Below are 17,589 nucleotides of genomic sequence, written 5' to 3' on the forward strand. Positions count from 1 at the left end.
TTATGGTCTTATTTTAGTACCAACCATGTGATTGCCAGAATTGTTGAGCAGCAACCCATGAACCATAACGTGATGTTACATATTGGTTAGCAACTCTTTCTTGGTTAGCAGAAGAGTAGTCACCATTTAAATATGATGCAGATAGTTGATACTTACCAATGTATTGACCATTAGTAGCTGTATAACTACCACCAGATTCCTTATTAGCAATCCATGCTTTAGCAGCTTCTTCACTTGAGCTACCAGAAGCTTGATAGTTGTAACCAGAGTTAGCAGCTTGAGTATTAGTATTAGCGTTATAGCTATAGTTATTATTGTTATTGTAGCTATAGCTAGGTGTTGTAGCTGCTTGGTAATTATAGTTATTGTAGCTATAGCTAGGTGTTGTAGCTGCTTGGTAATTATAGTTATAAGTTTGAGCTGGTGATTGGTAGTTATTTGTTGTAGTACTTGTTGTAGTTGTATTAGCAGAAGCTGTTGCTTGACCATTTTCACCTACTTCAAGTGTTTGACCAGCATAAATTAAGTTTACGTTTGCTAAGTTATTTAATTGTTGGATACTATCAACTGTTGTATTGTGCTCTTGAGCAATCTTAGAAACTGTGTCACCAGGTTGTACGGTAACTTGGTCCGCATTTGCTGCAATAGTTCCAACTGCGAGTAAACCTGCTGCGGCTGTAACTGACAATAAAGCTTTGTTGAATTTCATATAAAAAATATTCACTCCTGTAAATTAAATCTATTATTTGTGTATCTACTTAATTCGCCTGTTATGCGAATCAACGGTTAAAAGTATACGGAAAGAATATAACAGTGAAATTCCAGAAAGGTTACTAAAATCAGATTTAATGTAATAATTATTACAGTTTGTAGTATTCAGAAACATAAAATCGTCATTTTTTTATAAGAACATTGCTATAATAGCAATTCAAGAGTGGAAATTATATGACAAAAATCGGCTTTTTTTGTCAAGCATTTTGTTTATTAGAAAATATTTAATGATAAAAAGTAGGAATTTTTGCTAATTTTTCTTGAAAAACGCTAGAATTTGGACAAAATACCATTTTTTGTAAAATTACTGTTATTTTGAAATAAAAAATAGAAGGGCTTTTCCTTGTTTTTAACCCTTAATAATAAAATAACATTTTACTTTTAACTAAAAAAGAAGATAATATATTGCAATTATTATTAAAATAGATTATTTTCGTAAGTTTTAAAATAAAAGCTCCCATAATTAGACGACAAATTTTAACTAGGGGAACTTCAGATAGAAATTTATGTAATAAAAAAGCAAGGACGAATCCTTGCCAAAATTATTTATCATGTTCTAGTTTACCAGTCCAACTATCTAAGCCACCTTTAACATTAATGGCTTTATATCCTTTGTTTCGCAAAATCTTAGCAGCTTCTTCACTACGTTTACCAGATTGACTGATAAGATATATTCTATTTTTCTTACTATTAGAATAGCTATCAATTTGAACTAAAGGATAATTTCTAGCATTAGGTAGATGTGCAGTGTGGAATTCGGGTGGAGTTCGCACATCTAAAACCGTTATCGGAGTCTTTTTAGCTAATAATTCAGCTAATTTATCAGTTGTAATAGTAGGAGTCTTACTAAAAAAATTAGTAAAAAACATTTTTAATCACCTTTATAATTTGTATATCTAATAGACAATTTTAAGTTAAAATTGCAAAGAATACAATAAAAAAATAGGAAGATAAAAACTTCCTATATATAGTAATTATATTAATACCAGTTATTTGCTTCCCAATGAGCTTTAGCAGCAGTCCATGAACCGTAACGAGAAGCTACATATTCATTAGCAACTCTTTCTTGGTTTTCAGCAGAATAGTCACCATTTAAGTAAGTTGCAGTTAATTGATACTTGCCATAGTAGATACCATTCTTAGCTGTGTAACTACCACCAGATTCCTTATTAGCAATCCATTCTCTAGCAGCATCTTCATCGTTAGAAGTAGAGCTAGTAGTAGTATTTTGAGTAGCTGTTGTAGTAGCAGCAGGTGTAGTACTTGCTGAAGAATAGTTAGAGTTAGTATTAGCTACAGTATTATTTACAGAACTAGTAGTATCTGTCCAAGTTGTAGTAGGAGTTTCAGCAGGTGTATTTTCTACATATGTTGTAGTAGCAGGTGCTTGAACTTCTGTTTGTGTTTGAGTTGGTGTAGTTTCTGTTTCTACAGGAGCTGCTGTTTGATCAGTAGTATTTGTGGAAACTGTATCATTTGTTGTAGTAGCTGCTTGATCAGTATTTGTAGCATCAACTTGTGCTTCAGAAGTTGTAGTATCGCTAGCAACATTAGTTTGAGCATCTTGAGTAGTTGTATCTGCAGGAGTAGCTGTTTGGTCAACAGTAGTTGTAGTATCTTGAACTTGATCTGTTGCAGCAGGTACATTATTTTGAGTAGCACTATAATTAGTTTGAGTATAGTTAGCTTGTGCATCTGTATTTTGAGCGTAATTTTGTTGGTATTGGGAGGCAGTTTGATATGTAGTTGTAGTATAACTACCATCACCCATTTCAAGAGTTTGACCAACAAAGATCAAATCAACATTTTCAAGATTATTTAATTGTTGTACGTTATCAACGGTAGTAGCGTGGTCTAAAGCAAGTTGAGAAACAGTATCACCGGATTTTACAGTGATTTTGTCAGCTTTAGCACCATTAGCAGCTGCACCAGTTGCGATAATACCAGTAGCGGCAGTTAAGGATAATAAAGTCTTGTTTAATTTCATATACTAAGTTCACTCCAAATTAAATAGATTTTCTGTCTATACTTATATAGTATAACTAAAAATCGTTTACATTAAAATAGTAAAAATATTACTAAGATATTAATTTTTTGTAATCTTAGCTTTTTTTAATTATTTTTTTGAAAGGGGAGAAAAAATAATAAAGTTGGGTAAAGGTTGATAAATAGCTAATAGTAAGTAGAAATTTATTTTAGATAAAGTATTGTAATTTACTGATGCTTAGTGTAGTATTAATGACGTATTAATTAATAGAAAAGAAGTGATTAGATTGGATTTAATTATTCCAAAGGATTATGATCCTAAATTATCAATCCGCGAAACCCAAGAAGCAATTCGTTATATTCGCGAAACATTCCAAGATGAATTTGGCAAGGAAATGGGCTTAAATCGTGTTTCAGCTCCAATGTATGTCGAAAAGAGTTCAGGGATTAATGATAATTTGAATGGATATGAAAAACCAGTATCTTTTACTATGAAAGATATGCCTGGCGAAACCATCGAAGTTGTCCATTCTTTGGCTAAATGGAAGCGTATGGCCTTGAAGAAATATGGCTTCGGCTTACATGAAGGTTTATATACCAATATGAACGCTATTCGCAAGGATGAAGATTTGGATAATTTCCATTCTAGTTATGTTGATCAATGGGATTGGGAAAAAGTTATTTCCAAAGATGAACGCAATGAAAAGACATTAAAAGAAACAGTTGAATTAATTTTTAAAGTTGTCAAGCATATGGAACACGAAGTATGGTACAAATTCCCTAATGCTGTTTACCATTTGCCTGATAAGATTCATTTTATAACTTCACAAGAATTGGAAGATAAATATCCAGAGTTAGAAGATGCTAAAGATCGTGAAAATGCCATCTGTAAAGAACTAGGTTGCGTTTTTGTAATGCAAATTGGTGATGTTCTAAAGAGTGGTAAGCGTCACGATGGTAGAGCTCCTGACTATGATGATTGGAAATTAAATGGTGACATTTTATTCTGGTATGAACCATTGCAATGTGCTTTAGAGTTATCAAGTATGGGGATCCGTGTTGATGAAGATTCTATGGTAGAGCAATTAAAGAAAACAGGCGATGAAGATCGTTTGAAATTACAATACCATAAGATGATTTTGAACAAAGAGTTACCATACACAATTGGTGGGGGAATTGGACAATCTCGTCTATGTATGTTACTTCTAGGTAAAGCACATGTTGGTGAAGTGCAAGCAAGTATTTGGCCAGATGAAATGCTTAAAAAATGCGAAGAAAATGATATTCATATTTTGTAGTATCAAGTGATAATCATCATTAGATATAAATAATGTATGTAATTTTAAATATGATACTAAATATTTTATTAAAAGTACTAGTAATTAAATGATTACTAGTATTTTTTTGTGTATTTAAGTAAACCATCTAAATTAATTAAAATTATATTGAAAACATTTTCAAACAAAGATGGTATAAAATATTGAAAACAATTAATAAAAAGGCTAAAATAACATTGTAAAGAATTATTTAAGGTTAGTGGTATACTGATTTTTTTAAAATTTGAATGGAGGTTTATCGTTATGAGTATTTTAAGTTTGGCTCGTTTCCAATTTGCCATGACGACCATATTCCATTTCTTCTTCGTTCCATTTTCAATCGGAATGGTTTTTATGGTTGCGTTGATGGAAACATGCTATGTTCGTACAAAGAACGAAGCTTATAAGAAAATGACAAAGTTCTGGGGGAATATTTTCTTGTTGAGCTTCGCTGTTGGTGTTGTAACCGGGCTTATTCAAGAGTTCCAATTTGGTATGAACTGGTCAGATTACTCTAGATTCATGGGGGATATCTTTGGTGCTCCACTTGCTATGGAAGCTTTACTATCTTTCTTCATTGAATCTACATTTATTGGTTTATGGATGTTTACTTGGGATAGAGTGAAACCAGGTTTGCACTTATTCTTTGTTTGGATGGTTGTAATTGGTACAATGACATCTGCTCTTTGGATTTTGACTGCTAACTCATTTATGCAACATCCAGTAGGTTACACAATCCGTAATGGACGTGCTGAAATGACAAGTTTTTCTGCTCTATTAAGAAACCCACAAGTTTGGTATGAATGGGGACACGTTATTTCTGGTGCTATCATGATGGGTGGTGTAGTTGTAGCTGGTATGGCTGCATTTAGACTTTTGAAGAGAAAGTCTCTATCTGAAGTAAGTAAGGATATTTTCAAACGTTCAATGCGTTTAGGTATGATCGTAAGTTTACTAGGTTCCTTATCTGTAATGGGTGTAGGTGACCTTCAAATGAAAGACTTACTTCACACACAACCAATGAAATTTAGCGCAATGGAAGCATTGTACAAAGATACTGGTAAATCAGCAGGTTGGACAGTTGTCGGAATTGCTGATACCAAGAATCATAAGACAAATTATACAATTGAAATTCCAGGTATGTTGAGTGTTCTTTCCTATGGTAAGACAACTGGTTCAGTTAAAGGTATGGACACAATCAACAAAGAATTACAAGCAAAATACGGAACTAAGAATAATTACTACGTTCCAGTTAACACATTATTCTGGAGTTTCCGTGTAATGGCAGGTTTTGGTGCTTTAACATTCCTTGTATCTGCTTTAGGATTGTTCTTCACACGTAAGAAGAAGGCAAGCTTATTTAATACAAATTGGATGTTGTGGGTTGTAGCTTTAATGACATTTACACCATTCTTGGCAAATACATGTGGTTGGTTAATTACAGAATTAGGTCGTTACCCATGGACTGTATATGGATTATTTACAATCGCACAAAGTGTATCACCAAGTGTTTCTGCAACATCATTATTGATTTCAAACATCTTATACTTTGCAATCTTCACAGTTCTAGCTATTGTAATGGTTGGCTTTGTAGTTAAGGAACTTCGTAAAGGTCCTGACGAAGCTAGTGAACCTGAATTTGCAAAACATGGTTTAGATCCTTTTGACAAGGAGGCGTTTTAGATGACTGCTTTACAATTTTTATGGTTCATTTTAATTGGGGTACTATTTGCAGGTTTCTTCTTCCTTGATGGATTTGATTATGGTGTAGGGATGGCAACTAAGACTTTGGCACAAAATGATGCTGAAAGAACTCAATTAATTAGAACAATCGGTCCAGTTTGGGACGGAAATGAAGTTTGGCTCATCACTGCTGGTGGGGCAATGTTTGCTTCTTTCCCTTACTGGTATGCATCCTTATTCTCAGGATACTACTTAATTTTATTAATTATCCTATTAGGTTTAATTATTCGTGGAGTATCATTTGAATTTAGACATCATGCTGAAGGTGCTAAGAAGAGAACATGGGATTGGACTTTAGCAATCGGTAGTTTCATCGTACCATTCTTCTTTGGTATTTTATTCATCAGTATGGTTCAAGGCATGCCAATTGATGCTAATGGTAATATGCATGCAGGTTTCTTTGATTACATCAATGTCTTTTCAGTTGTCGGTGGTGTAGCTTTAACTTTATTAGTTTACTTACATGGTTTGAACTACATTGCATTGAAGACCGAAGGTGCTATCAGAGATAGAGCTAAGAACTATGCTCAATTCTTATATTGGGTACTATATGTAGGTTTGGTTGTATTTGCACTATTGTTAATTTTCCAAACAGACTTCTTGAAAGTACATCCAATTAGCACATTAGCTATTTTAGTTGTAATTGTACTTTTAACTGTTTTAGCACATGTATCAGTATTTAAAGGTAAGGAAATTAATTCTTTCATTTATAGTGGATTGACTTTAGTAGCTTTAGTAGCATTACTATTCTCAGGTTTATTCCCACGTTTGATGATTTCCTCTATCAGCGCTAAATACAATTTAGTAATTTCAACAGCATCTTCAACACCTTATACTTTGAAGATCATGACAATTGCAACATTCTGTCTTTTACCTTTTGTATTGGCATACACAATTTGGGCATACTACATCTTCAGAAGAAGAATTAAAATGCCTACTATAACGGAGGGTGAATAATGTTTGATAAGGGTTTATTAACCCTGACAGACATTAAAAAAACTATGAGAGGGCTTGTAGGACTTTATATCCTACAAGCTTTTCTTATAGTTGGTCAAGCTGTCAGTCTAGGGTTAGTGATTACACATTTATGGAGTGGAAAACCACTTAAGGAACAATTTATTTATATTATTGGTTTTATAATTTCTTTTGCTGGAAGAGAAGGGCTACAATGGTGGAGCAATCGCTGGTTAGACGATTATGCACGTGTAGAAGCAAAGAAATTACGTAAAACTTTATTAGAAAAAGTCTTCATTTTAGGTCCAGAATTGGTACAGAAACAAGGAACTGGACACATGGTCACTTTGACTTTAGATGGTATTTCTGAAGTTGAAGATTATATTCAACTAACACTTAGCAAAATGATTAGTATGATGATTGTGCCAATTGTAGTTTTAGCGATGGCCTTTTATCTGGATTGGGTATCAGGAGTAATCTTATTCTTCATCTATCCTTTAATTGTATTGTTTATGATTATTTTAGGATATGCAGCTAAGGCTAAGGCAGATAAACAATTTGTTTCTTTTCAACGTTTATCCAATCACTTTATTGATTCTTTACGAGGAATTGATACATTAAAATACTTTGGTTTAAGTAAACGATACGCCAACAGTATTTATAAGACAAGTGAACGCTTTAGAAAGACTACAATGAGTGTATTACGCGTTGCAATTCTTTCAACATTTGCGTTAGACTTTTTTACAACTTTATCAATCGCGGTAGTAGCTGTATTTTTGGGATTACGTTTGATCAATGGTGAAATTACATTATTTCCAGCTTTAACAGTATTGATTTTATCGCCGGAATACTTCTTACCAATTAGAGCATTCGCTAATGATTATCATGCAACTTTAAATGGGAAAAATTCCTTCCACTCAATTCAAGAAATTATCAATAGTGCTGAAGTTAAAGAAAGTAAGTTAGAGCTTCATCAATGGCAACCTACAGATAGTTTGAAACTAGATAATATTGAGTTTGCTTATGATGATAATGCAGAGCCAGTTAAGTTTAATACAGAGTTTACAGGCTATCAAAAAGTTGGAATTATTGGAATGAGTGGGGCTGGTAAGACAACTCTAATTAATTTGTTAAGCGGCTTTTTACCTTTAAAAAATGGAAAATTTGAAATTCAAGGCAAAGAAACTACTGATTTAAATGAAGATGCATGGCGAAATCAAATTATCTATATTCCACAAAGTCCATATATCTTTGATAATACTTTGCGTTACAATATTGCTTTCTATACACCTGATGCTAGCGATGAAGAAATTATTGAAGCAATTAAAGCAGTAGGATTGGAAGATTTATTAGAAGAACTTCCAGATAAACTTGATACATTAATTGGTAATGGTCAAAGAACTTTAAGTGGTGGACAAGCTCAACGAATTGCTTTAGCTAGAGCATTTTTAGATAAGCAAAGAAAAGTATTAATTTTTGATGAACCAACAGCTCACTTAGATATTGAGACTGAATTGGAATTAAAGGAAAGAATGTTACCTTTAATGAAGGATAGATTGGTAATTTTTGCTACACATCGTCTACATTGGATGAAAGATATGGATAAAATCGTCGTCTTAAAGGACGGAAAAATTGCTGAAGAAGGACAATATGATGAATTGTTAGCTCATCAAGCATATTTCTATGAATTATTAAATCGAGCAAAAGGTGGTGAAAAGAATGTTTAAGAAAATTCCATTATTACAAGAATTGAAAAAAGATACTTGGGTTAAGCCTTTCTTGAAAAAATACAAGAAAACTTTGGTACTAGCAATTTTCTTAGGAATTTTAACATTCTTTTGTGCAGGAGCCTTGATGTTTAATTCTGGTTATCTAATTAGTCGTTCAGCTACACGTCCAGAAAATATTTTGCTAGTTTATGTTCCAATTGTTTTGACACGTGCATTTGGTGTAGGTAGACCGGTATTCCATTATCTTGAAAGATTAACAAGTCATAACTGGGTTTTTAAAATGACTTCTGATTTACGTGTTAAGTTGTATAAGGCTTTGGAAAAAGATGCGGTATTCTTTAAGAGTAAGTATCAACTCGGCGATGTTTTAGGATTATTATCAGAAGATATTAATCACATCCAAAATTTATATTTAAGAACCATTTTCCCAACCTTTGTTGCATGGGGACTTTATGTATTTGTTGTTATTGGAGTTGGTATTTTTTCAATTTGGATGGGGCTTTTGATGCTATTAATGATAGGCATTATGTTAGTAGCATTTCCAATCTGGTCAGTTATCGTAAATGGTGCTAGACAAGAATATGAAAAGAAAATAAAGAATGAATTGTATTTAGACTTAACTGACAACATTGTTGGAATTACGGACTGGATTTTTGCTCAACGTGGGCGTGATTATGTTGAACTACATGAACAAAATGAAGATAAGTTAATGGATGTTCAAGAAAAACTACATCATTTTGACCAAATTAGAGATTATCTCTTACAGTTAGTGTTTATGTTGGTAGTTGTGAGTTTTATTTTATGGGGCGGTACATACCTAGGTGGCAGTAATGGAGTATATACAGGTCTAGCTAACTGGATTGCTGCTTTTGTTTTGTGTCTTTTCCCTGTGGTTGATGCATTTGCAGTAATTCCAGCTGCTTCACAAGAAACTAATGTATATAAGGATTCTTTAGTTAGATTAAATAGACTACAAGATAATTCATTTGAAGAAGAAAAATCAGAAATTAAATTAATTGCACCTTATGATATTAAATTAGATAATGTGCATTTTAGATATGAAAATGGTAGTCGTGAAATCCTTAAGGGTATTAACTTAGATATATCTTCTGGCGATAAGTTAGCAATTTTAGGTCGAAGTGGTTCAGGTAAAAGTACGTTAGCTAACTTGATTAGAGGGGATAGAGTTGCTACTGAAGGTGCGATTACTATAAATGGTATTGACGTAAGCAAAGTTGGCGATCAAATTTCCAATTATATTGGAGTAATACATCAGACTCCATATTTATTTAATACTACTATTTTAAATAATCTTAGAATCGGAAATGAAGAGGCTACTATCGAGCAAGTATGGCAAGTGCTGGAACGTGTAGGCTTGAAAGATATGGTTAAAGCTTTACCACAAGGACTGGGAACAATGGTGGACGAAGCCGGAATGCGTTTTTCTGGTGGTGAAAGACATCGAATGGCATTGGCAAGAATTTTGTTAAAAGATGTTCCAATTATCATTTTAGATGAACCAACTGTGGGCTTAGATCCATTAACTGAACAAGAAGTGATTTCAATTTTTAATCGTGAATTGAAAGATAAAACTTTAATTTGGATAACTCATCACTTACAAGGTGTTGAAGCAATGGATCAAGTTATCTTTATTGAAGATGGAACTATTGAAATGCAGGGTAGTCCTGATTATTTGAGAAAAACAAACGAACGTTATCAAAAGCTTAAAGCAATTGATGAAGGACGATAAAATAAAAGTCATCATTCTAAAAAATTAGAGTGATGACTTTTTAATTTGTACGTTTTAATAAGACTTTAGTAAGTTTAGCAAGTTTCTTTTTAGCTGTAGAATCAGGTAATTTATCGATATCAATAAGTGCTTTATTAGTAAATTTAGCAGCTAAATCTTTAGCTTTTTCTACACCACCTAATTCAACGACTAAAGCTTGGATACGTTGAATTTCAGGTAAAGTTAGGTCTTGCTTTTTAGCCAATAAAGTATGTAATTCTTCCGAGTCTTCGTTGAGGACCAATAATAATGGCAAAGAATAAACACCAGTAGCCAAATCTTCAAGAGTAGGTTTGTTTAGCCTTGAAGCATCAGAGTAGTCAAGAATATCATCTAAAATTTGAAAACTAATACCAATATTTTGACCAATTCTAGTAGCTAAACTGACAGTTTGAGGAGAAGCACCACCAAAATATGCCCCTTCAGCACTTGCTAATCTAAAAAGATAAGCAGTTTTTCCATTTACATTACGCAAATAATTTAAGAAAGTCTGTTGAGTATTATAGCGATGTTTCATTTGATTTAATTCACCTAATAAAATTTTCTTCATGGTTCTTGAATTGATTTTGAAAAAAGGTGTATCCAAAACATTATCAGTAATTAAATCGAAGAATACAGTAAATAGGTAATCACCAGCATAGACAGCAATATCTTTACCAAATTGACTTTGAATACTAACTTCACCACGTCGTTTAGGAGAATCGTCAATGATGTCATCATGAATAAGTGTGGACATATGTAAAACTTCAAGTGAAGTAGCAATATCAATAAGCTGATTATCATTTACTTTGTTTTGTGAAACTGATGTTAATTTAGTAAACAATAAGAAAAAAGCTGGGCGTAAAAATTTACCACCATTACTTGCCATTTTTGATAGAGCAGCTTGTAAATCAGGATAGTCGACAGAGATTTTATCTTGAAGATTATGTTTAACCTTTTCGATATCTTTTGCCAATTCAGGGTACTGTAACCATAAATTGAATGCCATTTTCTCACCTCCTTAATGACAGTTTATGTTTCTATTTTACCCTAAAATAGCTTGTTCAACTACTTTGAATTAAAATTTATTTTGAAATTCATGAGTAAATGAAAAAGAACAAGATAATTTTGCTAAATATGAATTTTTTGAGAGATATGGTAACCAATTACATAAGAATATGGTAATATATTATATAGAAGGTAATATATTTTATTTTACTAGGAGGCAGAGTTTTGTCTTTAAAAGTCTTCCTAGAACTTGTTGAAATCAAAGCTAAGACAGCAAGTATCTTGCCATTTTTGATAGGGATTTGCTTTAGTTATTATTACTATAACTCAGTTCATTTAGGACTATCAGTGGTATTTTTTATTGCGATGCTTTTATTTAATATGGCAGTTGATGCATTGGATAATTACAATGACTATCATCATGCAGTTGATAAACTAGAATATAAGCGTAAAACGAATATTATTGGGAGAGAAGGACTTTCTCCTAGATTGGTATTTGTAATTTTAGCCGTTATGACAGTGATTGCTGCGATTATGGGATTGTATTTAGTATATGTGACAGGTTTGCCATTACTTTGGATGGGGTTGTTTTGCTTTGCTGTGGGAATTTTCTATTCCTCAGGTCCACGTCCTTTATCTAGTTTACCTTTAGGAGAATTTTTCTCCGGTATTACAATGGGTTTTGTAATAAGCTTAATCTGTGTTTATCTTAATTCATACCAAATATTTTCATGGCATTGGGAGAATCTAGCTAAGGTATTTTTGATTTCTTTACCAAATATTTTATGGATCTCTAATCTAATGTTAGCTAATAATATTTGTGATTATGACGAGGATGAAAGAAATAATCGACATACAATTGTTCATTTTATTGGTGTGAAAAATGCTTTATTTGCATTTAGCTTGAAGAATGTTTTAGCATTTGCTGCAATTATTCTATCTTTTTATCTCAAGTTAGCGCCGTGGACAAGTTTGTTAGCTTTGTTGGCAATACCATTTGTATATAAACAAGATAGGATGTTGATGAAAGAACAAGTTAAATCCAAAACATTTAAGTGTGCAGTTAAGATTTTAGCTTTTGGTTCATTTATACAAGTTCTAACCTATTCTATTGGATTATTATTTTTGTAGGAGGTTTTAAACCATGAAAGAAGTTTTAGTTTTAGGTGCAGGCTATGCAGGCTTAAAAGCAGTTAGAAATCTTCAAAAAGAAGTAGGGGACAACGCTCATATTACTTTAGTTGATATGAATGATTATCATTATGAAGCTACAGAATTGCACGAAGTTGCTGCGGGTTCTGTAGACAAGAGCAAGATTACATATCCAATTAAAGATGTTTTGAATAACAAGGTTAAATTTATTCAAGATGAAGTAGTTAAAGTAGATGCTGATAAGAAGACTGTTGAATTGAAGAATTCAGGTCAATTACGCTATGACTACTGTGTATTAGCTTTAGGTTTTGTATCTGAAACATTTGGCATTAAAGGTGCTTTAGATAATGCTTTGCAAATGACAGATATTGACCAAGCTGTTGCTATTCATGAACACATCGTTGAAACTATGAAGAAGTATCGTGAAACACAAGACAAGGAATACTTGAACATTGTTGTTTGTGGTGCTGGTTTCACAGGTATCGAATTAGCAGGTGCTTTAGTTGATGAACGTCCAAAATATGCTAAGCTTGCAGGTGTAGACGAATCTGAAATTTCTATCACAATTGTTGAAGCTGCAACTAAGTTATTACCAATGTTTAGTGAAAATCTTGCAAACTACGGTGTATCATTAGTTAAGAGTTTAGGTGTTAAGATCATGACAGGTTGCATGATTAAGGAAATCCAAGATGGTCGTGTAATGTACGCAACACAAGATAACGAAGAACTTCAAGCAGTTCCAGGTAAGACAATTATTTGGACAACTGGTGTTAGTGGTAGTCCCGTTATGGGTGAATCTGGTTTCAAGGAACGTCGTGGTCGTGTAATTGTTAATGATAACTTACTTGATCCAGATCATGATGATTTATACATCATTGGTGACGTATCTGCTCTTATGGATAAGGCAACAGATCGTCCATACCCAACAACAGCTCAAATTGCTACACGTATGGGTGCTTATGTTGGACATGCAATTGCTCAACGTTTGAAGGGGGAAGTTCCAGAACCATTTAGTTACAACTCCTTAGGTACAGTTGCTTCTGTTGGTAACACACATGCCTTTGGTCTTGTAGGTAAGAAAGAATACAAAGGTTTCCCAGCTTCATTCGTCAAGAAGATGATTATGAACAAATCATTAGCTGATATTGGTGGGGCAAAAGAATTATTTGCTAAGGGTCGTTTTGATCTATATCACTAGAATTAATGACAAGAGAGCTATCTCACTTAGGTGAGGTGGCTCTTTTTTATGGGCTATCCCTTGACTATGAAACATATTTCCGCTACATTAAAATAGTTGCACTTTTAAGAGAAAGGGCGAAAGTATGGAAAATAAAATAAAAAGATCTTGGCAACCCAAGAAAACACCAATTCAGAAGGAAATTTTAGCAGGGATTACAGGATTCTTTGCAATCTCTTATATTATTATTGTTAATCCGATAATTTTAACTGATGCAGGAATTCCAGCTAATTTAAGTGTCTTTGCAACAATTTTTTCTTCATTTATAGGTTCATTAATAATGGGTATTTGGGCTGATGCGCCAATTATCATTACTCCAGGAATGGGGGTTAATGCATTTTTTACCTATACTTTAGTTGTAGGGATGGATTTAACTTGGGAACAAGCTGTTGCGATCTCAATAATTAGTAGCTTTTTATACATGGTAATAGCGTTTACTCCAATTAGTGAGTATTTAGCACAAAAGATACCACAAAATTTAAAGATAGGGATAACAGCTGGAATTGGAATGTTCCTAGTAGTTTTAGGATTAGAAAAAGCTGGCATTGTTAAGTCAGGTGGCAGTCGATCTTTACTAGCTATGGGTAACTTATTAGCACCTGAAGTTATTCTATCCTTATTAGGAATAATGTTAACTTTGATCTTATTTTTACGTAGAGTTCCAGGTGATTTTATAATAGGAATAATTGTGATTAGTATTTTAGGGAATATCATCGGAGTGAAGGGCTCGAACGTACCTAATATTAGATTGACCGAGATTAGTAAGTACAGTGAAATTGTTGCTCAAGGTGATTTTAGTCAGCTATTTACGTTAAAATTTTTAATAGCAATCTTTTCTATGACAATGATCTTAGTTTTTGAATCGATGGGGATTTTAGAAGGGTTACTGCCAGTTAAATCACAGTTCAAAAAGGCATTTCAAGCAAGTTCAATTGCAGCTTTTCTTTCAGGATTTTTAGGAACTAGTCCAACAGTAGCAGCAGCTGAAAGTGCTTCTGGTATTCAAAGTGGTGGTCGTAGAGGGGCAATGGCAATTACTTCAGGGTTATTGTTTTTAGCAGCAATTTTCTTGATTCCATTATTATCATTTATACCTGAATCAGCGATTGCACCAGTAATAATTATTACAGGAGCCATTATGATGCAACAATTAAGATTTGTAAAATTTGCAGATTTTAGTGAATGGTTTCCAACATTCTTAATTTTAGTTTTAATTCCTTTAACTAGTTCGATATCAACAGGTCTAGCTTTTGGATTCATCGTGTATCCGATCTGTAAATTAGTAGTAGGAAATTATAAAGATGTTTCTAAAGTCATGTATGTTTTAAGTTTCTTATTTTTGATTCAACTTATTTGTGAATCTATCATAGGACAGTAGATTAGCGTTTGCGTGAGTACGCAGACGCTTTTTTTATAGAAAAATATAAATTTTAGATGATATAAAAATAGTATTTTTATCATAATTAACATTATAAAATATCAGAAAATTTACGGATATACGTAAATTTATTTCGATTACTTACTTTAATAACATAAATAATTTATAATGATATTATTATATAATGTTTAGAAAAATTGGTAAAAATACTAGGAAATAATTAGTAATGCTTATTAAAATGGTTATTATATCGCTAAAAAATGATGATTGACAATTAAAGAAAATATTTATATTATCTAATAGTATGAATAATAATTTTAGAGTGAAAGATAATTTATTTTAGTATTTAGGTGGTGAACGCCCTTGTATAAGATGATTATTTTGTCATTAGTTATGCCTTTGATGATAGTTAGCCTATTATACAGTCAATGGACTTTTTATAAAAGTTATATTGAGGAACGTTTAAGTAAGGTTCAAAGTTATGTTGCTGTATTACTAATCTTTGGCTTATATCAATTCTTTATTATAGAATTTTGTCACTCCACAATTGATGGCTTGTATTATCAATATTCAATGGCGATTTTGAGCTTCTATTTATCAAATTACATGCGTGAAAAGTATTTAGGATATGTAATGTTAGCACTTGCGCCATTATTTGATAATTTCTTTCTATATACTATCAACGATATTCCTGCGGCAGCGATGTTCAATTTTGCTTGGGAAGGTGCACTACTAATCATTGTATGTGAAATCTTCATTAGAATTGAAGCACTACCATTGATCTACCGATGTACATTAGAATTCCTAATTGTTAACCAAATTCCACCATTGGTTTATTTTGTGTTACCTGGTAAATATCATGCGATGAGTGCAACATATTTTACATTTGCGTCAATAATAGATGTAACTTTAGGGACGTTGTTAATGTTTGCTGTGGCAAATGTTTACGTTAACTTCTTAACTAAGCAATATGAAGAATTGAGAATGGCAAGATATGATGTATCTCATGATGGATTAACAAACTTGTTAAATTATGATTCATTTCATAGTCATATGAATGAATTATCACAAAAAAGTAGTAAACATCAAATAATATGCATCTTGGATATTGATGATTTCAAAAAGATTAATGATACTTATGGTCATCTTGAGGGTAATGATGTATTAGTTTATTTTACTAAACGTTTATTTGCTGAAGTTAAGGCTCATTTCGGCGAGTTAGCTTCAGTATATCGTTTTGGTGGAGAAGAATTTTGTATTTCTGTACATGGAGTAACAGTTGAAGATTGTCTAGAGATGATAGATAAACTAGCTGAAGAATTACGAACTAAAGATTATGTAACAGCAACCGGTGATAAAATTACAGTCACATTTTCTGGAGGAATTGCCCTAGGATGTGATAAGAAAGATATCAGAACTGTTTTAAGAGAGGCCGATAAAGCACTCTATTACAGTAAACGACATAAAAAGGGGAGTGTAACCTGTGCTAAAGATTTGGAAAAGAAGTCTACTGATACTGATATGCCTCTTAGCTACTAATTTTCCAAATTTAGTTAAGGCAGATACAGTTACTTCTAGTGATGCACTGGTTCATTTCATAGATAATAAGCTAACAGGAAAATATGGAATATATACTAATTATTTAGCAAAAACAGGCAATGATGATACTTTAGCAACAGGTCATCAATATTTAAGTGAATCATCTGGATATTATCTACAATATTTAGCTGAAACAAAGCAAAATAAAAAGTTTAGAGCATTTTATGCGTTAACGAAGAAAACTTTTTATCGTCAAGGAGTATTCTTATATCGTTTTGATGCCAAACATCCAGATAAATATCAAGTTAATGCAACAGTGGATGATTTGCGTATTATATCCGCATTAATGACTTATGATAAAGTTAATCACACAAAAAAGTATCAGTCTGAAGTTAAAGATCTATACAAGAAATTAAGTATAAGAGTGAAACAAGCAGGCTTATTGACTGATATGTATAGTCTTGATAGTAAGACACATAATCAGTTGGTTACTTTGTGCTACCAAGATTTATCTGTTTTGAAGAAATTAGATTCAAGGAGTTATCACAAAGCTTTACGAGTAGTGGAAGAGGGTAAAATTAGCCGTGAAGTGCCATTATATTATCAAAGTTATAACTTAAAGGATAAAAAATATGCTAAAGATAAGTTGGTAACTCCTCAGCTTTTAATAACATTTTTACATTTAGCTGAGGTAGATAAGTTACCTAAAGATAGTTTGAATTGGGTAAAACAAAAAGTAGACACACAAACTTTATACAATGCTTATTCTGTTACAGGAAAGGCAGAAGATAAGTCTACTTCAGCAGCTAATTATGCAATTGCGATGATGATAGGGAATGCAGTTCATGATGACCAATTGTATGATGCTGCAAAAAAAGTTTTACTATCGATGCAAGTTACAGATAAGAAATCTGAAATTTACGGAAGTTTTGGAGATAGTAAGACTAAACAGGTATATTCATTTAATGAATTAAATGCTTTAGTAGCATTAAATCAATAGGAATGTG

Annotated in this window: 14 protein-coding genes; 10 read left to right on the top strand and 4 right to left on the bottom strand. The window is 32.5% G+C overall.

Annotated elements, in window-relative coordinates:
* Positions 1–13: 13 nt before the first annotated feature.
* From OZJ21_RS05340 to OZJ21_RS05350, 3 genes are all read right to left on the bottom strand, one after another.
* Entirely contained in the window at positions 14–709 is a 696-nt protein-coding gene (locus OZJ21_RS05340; RefSeq protein WP_268857541.1) for a LysM peptidoglycan-binding domain-containing protein, read from the bottom strand.
* A gap of 604 nt (positions 710–1,313) precedes the next feature.
* Positions 1,314–1,640 (bottom strand): rhodanese-like domain-containing protein, encoded by a 327-nt coding sequence (locus tag OZJ21_RS05345; RefSeq protein ID WP_081534687.1) that lies wholly within the window; start codon positions 1,638–1,640, stop codon positions 1,314–1,316.
* Between the two features lie 110 nt (positions 1,641–1,750).
* Positions 1,751–2,758, bottom strand: a complete 1,008-nt coding sequence (locus OZJ21_RS05350; RefSeq protein WP_268857542.1) for a LysM peptidoglycan-binding domain-containing protein — start codon at positions 2,756–2,758, stop codon at positions 1,751–1,753.
* 286 nt (positions 2,759–3,044) lie between these two features.
* Here OZJ21_RS05350 and asnA point away from each other — a divergent pair, with 286 nt between their 5' ends.
* The 5 genes from asnA to cydC all read left to right on the top strand — a co-directional run bounded on the left by asnA (position 3,045) and on the right by cydC (position 10,250).
* The gene (gene asnA, locus OZJ21_RS05355) at positions 3,045–4,055 is read left to right on the top strand and encodes an aspartate--ammonia ligase (protein ID WP_003706424.1); all 1,011 of its coding nucleotides are present in this window, start codon (positions 3,045–3,047) and stop codon (positions 4,053–4,055) included.
* 282 nt (positions 4,056–4,337) lie between these two features.
* On the top strand, positions 4,338–5,756 hold the full coding sequence (locus OZJ21_RS05360) for a cytochrome ubiquinol oxidase subunit I (RefSeq protein ID WP_003706422.1): 1,419 nt from the start codon (positions 4,338–4,340) through the stop codon (positions 5,754–5,756).
* Positions 5,757–6,773, top strand: a complete 1,017-nt coding sequence (gene cydB / locus OZJ21_RS05365; protein WP_003700429.1) for a cytochrome d ubiquinol oxidase subunit II — start codon at positions 5,757–5,759, stop codon at positions 6,771–6,773.
* Entirely contained in the window at positions 6,773–8,497 is a 1,725-nt protein-coding gene (cydD, locus tag OZJ21_RS05370; protein WP_034990381.1) for a thiol reductant ABC exporter subunit CydD, read from the top strand. Before cydB ends, cydD begins: the two co-directional genes overlap by 1 nt.
* On the top strand, positions 8,490–10,250 hold the full coding sequence (cydC, locus tag OZJ21_RS05375; RefSeq protein WP_081534679.1) for a thiol reductant ABC exporter subunit CydC: 1,761 nt from the start codon (positions 8,490–8,492) through the stop codon (positions 10,248–10,250). Before cydD ends, cydC begins: the two co-directional genes overlap by 8 nt.
* A gap of 40 nt (positions 10,251–10,290) precedes the next feature.
* On the opposite strand, the gene OZJ21_RS05380 is transcribed toward cydC, so the two are convergent.
* Positions 10,291–11,277 carry a polyprenyl synthetase family protein gene (locus tag OZJ21_RS05380; protein WP_268857543.1) on the bottom strand — a complete coding sequence of 329 codons (987 nt, stop codon included), beginning with the start codon at positions 11,275–11,277 and terminating at the stop codon, positions 10,291–10,293.
* Positions 11,278–11,501: 224 nt separating this feature from the next.
* Here OZJ21_RS05380 and OZJ21_RS05385 point away from each other — a divergent pair, with 224 nt between their 5' ends.
* The 5 genes from OZJ21_RS05385 (at position 11,502) to OZJ21_RS05405 (ending at position 17,582) form a co-directional block, all read left to right on the top strand.
* Positions 11,502–12,407: a prenyltransferase gene (locus tag OZJ21_RS05385; RefSeq protein WP_069469205.1), complete on the top strand. Its 906-nt coding sequence runs from the start codon at positions 11,502–11,504 to the stop codon at positions 12,405–12,407.
* A gap of 13 nt (positions 12,408–12,420) precedes the next feature.
* Positions 12,421–13,626 (top strand): NAD(P)/FAD-dependent oxidoreductase, encoded by a 1,206-nt coding sequence (locus OZJ21_RS05390; RefSeq protein ID WP_003707584.1) that lies wholly within the window; start codon positions 12,421–12,423, stop codon positions 13,624–13,626.
* A 124-nt stretch (positions 13,627–13,750) separates the two neighbouring features.
* The gene (locus tag OZJ21_RS05395; protein ID WP_201897606.1) at positions 13,751–15,043 is read left to right on the top strand and encodes an NCS2 family permease; all 1,293 of its coding nucleotides are present in this window, start codon (positions 13,751–13,753) and stop codon (positions 15,041–15,043) included.
* A 372-nt stretch (positions 15,044–15,415) separates the two neighbouring features.
* On the top strand, positions 15,416–16,582 hold the full coding sequence (locus OZJ21_RS05400) for a GGDEF domain-containing protein (protein ID WP_268857650.1): 1,167 nt from the start codon (positions 15,416–15,418) through the stop codon (positions 16,580–16,582).
* Positions 16,527–17,582 (top strand): glycoside hydrolase family 8, encoded by a 1,056-nt coding sequence (locus OZJ21_RS05405; protein ID WP_099459759.1) that lies wholly within the window; start codon positions 16,527–16,529, stop codon positions 17,580–17,582. The genes OZJ21_RS05400 and OZJ21_RS05405 overlap by 56 nt, the downstream gene beginning before the upstream one ends.
* The last annotated feature ends 7 nt before the right edge of the window (positions 17,583–17,589 follow it).

It is taken from the genome of Ligilactobacillus sp. UO.C109 (genome assembly GCF_026847815.1).
In the GTDB taxonomy this organism is placed as follows: domain Bacteria; phylum Bacillota; class Bacilli; order Lactobacillales; family Lactobacillaceae; genus Ligilactobacillus; species Ligilactobacillus salivarius.

Coding starts and splice junctions, on each gene's coding strand:
- OZJ21_RS05345 (WP_081534687.1), bottom strand. CDS start 1,640: ATGTTTTTTACTAATTTTTTTAGTAAGACTCCTACTATTACAACTGAT.
- OZJ21_RS05400 (WP_268857650.1), top strand. CDS start 15,416: ATGATTATTTTGTCATTAGTTATGCCTTTGATGATAGTTAGCCTATTA.
- cydB (WP_003700429.1), top strand. CDS start 5,757: ATGACTGCTTTACAATTTTTATGGTTCATTTTAATTGGGGTACTATTT.
- OZJ21_RS05380 (WP_268857543.1), bottom strand. CDS start 11,277: ATGGCATTCAATTTATGGTTACAGTACCCTGAATTGGCAAAAGATATC.
- cydC (WP_081534679.1), top strand. CDS start 8,490: ATGTTTAAGAAAATTCCATTATTACAAGAATTGAAAAAAGATACTTGG.
- OZJ21_RS05340 (WP_268857541.1), bottom strand. CDS start 709: ATGAAATTCAACAAAGCTTTATTGTCAGTTACAGCCGCAGCAGGTTTA.
- OZJ21_RS05395 (WP_201897606.1), top strand. CDS start 13,751: ATGGAAAATAAAATAAAAAGATCTTGGCAACCCAAGAAAACACCAATT.
- OZJ21_RS05350 (WP_268857542.1), bottom strand. CDS start 2,758: ATGAAATTAAACAAGACTTTATTATCCTTAACTGCCGCTACTGGTATT.
- OZJ21_RS05360 (WP_003706422.1), top strand. CDS start 4,338: ATGAGTATTTTAAGTTTGGCTCGTTTCCAATTTGCCATGACGACCATA.
- cydD (WP_034990381.1), top strand. CDS start 6,773: ATGTTTGATAAGGGTTTATTAACCCTGACAGACATTAAAAAAACTATG.
- OZJ21_RS05390 (WP_003707584.1), top strand. CDS start 12,421: ATGAAAGAAGTTTTAGTTTTAGGTGCAGGCTATGCAGGCTTAAAAGCA.